A 1,769-nucleotide genomic window follows, 5' to 3' on the forward strand; every position below is an offset into this window, starting at 1 on the left:
CCAATCCGGATCTGTATCTATCGAAGATGCACTGGACGTACGACACAAGCCAGACACCCCAATCCTACTTCTCCGATCCTGCTCAGAAGGAGCGCTGGGCGAAGCAGTTGGCAACGAAGTGTGGCGGGAACAGGAGCTCTACACGGAAGCGATCCCAACGGCAAGCGGCATCGTCGAGGCGGTTGCGGACCCCGACACGGATCCTGCGGTCGAGAATCCGCTGCCTGGCTACTGGCTCCGGTTCGACCTGGCAACGCGCTCGCGTGTTCACTTCGTCATCCTCGATGCCGCCGGCTACACCGTGCGCATCCTGGACTGGGGCTACAAGAGCAACACGAGCAAGCCCGCCCCTGGCTTCAACTACCTCGACCTCTACCAACTCGCGCCGGGACGATACCGCAACCTCGTGCGCCCGACCGGGACGACGTCGTTCCCGTTGTCCGTCTGCCGTCCAGACTTCGGCTCCGAGAGCGGCGACATGAACGGCGTTGCCATCTGGTGGGACCTGAGAGACTACGACAATGGCCTCGTTCCGAACGCGACGTACTATGCGCAGATGTACGTCGAAGGCTCCGCCGTCGGAGCGAGCATAGCGTTGGTCACCCCGTTGCCGTAACGCGCCAACAACTTCGCACGCCCCAATCCTTGGATGGGTTCATTCCTGGCGGGACGAAACGCCGGCTGTAACCGCGGCGAGTCGTCGCCATGCAGAGCGATCGGGATTTGCGAGGCGGATGCCTCTCTCTGGCGGTGTGGGCTCTACCTCGTCGTCGGCGCTGTATCGCGGCTGACGGCTACGTCCAGCTCACCCCCGACGAAGACGATGCCTCCCTCGTCCGCCCGCGTCCACGCGGCGTCCAGCCGGAACGCGCCGAGCGCGACGCCCGCTCCGACCGACGGATCGCCATCCCGCAACCCCGCCCGGACGAGGAGTCTTCGCGTCAGGCGGGCTTCGGCTCCGATGGACCGGCGGAACCCGTCGACGTCGCGCCAGCCCAGATCGCCCGCGAGCGCCAGCCGTCCCGCGACATGGGCGATGCCGAGCTCGAAGTCTTGGACGCCCGCGCCGCGTTCCAGCGATCCTGCGCGCGCCCCGACGCGCCATGCTGCGACGGGAGCCGCCAGGATGCCGATATCGTACGTCGCGGACGATCCCAGCGCCTGGAAGCGCCGCGACGGATGCATCCGCCAGAGCTTGGCGCTCGCGCCGAGGGTGAAGCGAGAAGACAGGCGTGCTCCGGCGCTCACCGTATTGTAGTCGTCGATCCCATCCGGCGCTATCGCGATCCGGTTCGTCCAGGCGAGTCCGACGCCCCGCCAGCCGTAGGCGATGCCCTTCGGATCGAGCCTGATGCGATCCCGGCGGTTCAGGTTCGTCTGTCCGAAGAGCCAGACCCCTTCGCGGACGCCCAGCGACGCCGGGTTGTGGATCGCTCCCTCGGCTTGGTCGGCGAGGGCGGTGTAAGCGTCGCCGAGCCCAACGGAGCGCACGCCGACCAGGTCTGGCACGGGCGCAGACGAGACGCGGAGCGCAAGCGTCGTCAGACAGAGGGCGAGGGCGGCGATGTGCCGTCGGGTCATGGCGCGCCGATGCCGAGGAGCCGTCGGATGCCGTCGGCGGCGGTTGCGGCGTCGCGCAGGGTAGTCGTTTGCGGCGGATTCTGCGTCAATCGGAGCGCCTGTTCGTGAAGCGTGTCGAGAGGCATGTCCGCCATGCCCGTCTGCTCGGCGATGGCTGCGAACGCGGGAGCGTACCGGTCCGAGCGCGC

The 1,769-nt window shown here is 67.4% G+C and carries 2 protein-coding genes; one reads left to right on the plus strand and one right to left on the minus strand.

Annotation, left to right across the window (positions count from 1 at the left end; translation table 11 throughout):
• Window positions 1–118: 118 nt before the first annotated feature.
• Window positions 119–616 carry a hypothetical protein gene (locus FJZ36_19250; protein MBM3217037.1) on the plus strand — a complete coding sequence of 166 codons (498 nt, stop codon included), beginning with the start codon at window positions 119–121 and terminating at the stop codon, window positions 614–616.
• Window positions 617–759: 143 nt separating this feature from the next.
• Here the strand turns inward: FJZ36_19250 and FJZ36_19255 are convergent, their stop codons facing one another.
• Window positions 760–1,581, minus strand: a complete 822-nt coding sequence (locus tag FJZ36_19255; GenBank protein ID MBM3217038.1) for a hypothetical protein — start codon at window positions 1,579–1,581, stop codon at window positions 760–762.
• Window positions 1,582–1,769 lie beyond the last annotated feature (188 nt).

It is taken from the genome of Candidatus Poribacteria bacterium (assembly GCA_016866785.1).
GTDB lineage: Bacteria > Poribacteria > WGA-4E.

Excerpts from the sequence above, each read along its gene's own strand:
- FJZ36_19255 (MBM3217038.1), bottom strand. The coding sequence starts at position 1,581 with ATGACCCGACGGCACATCGCCGCCCTCGCCCTCTGTCTGACGACGCTT.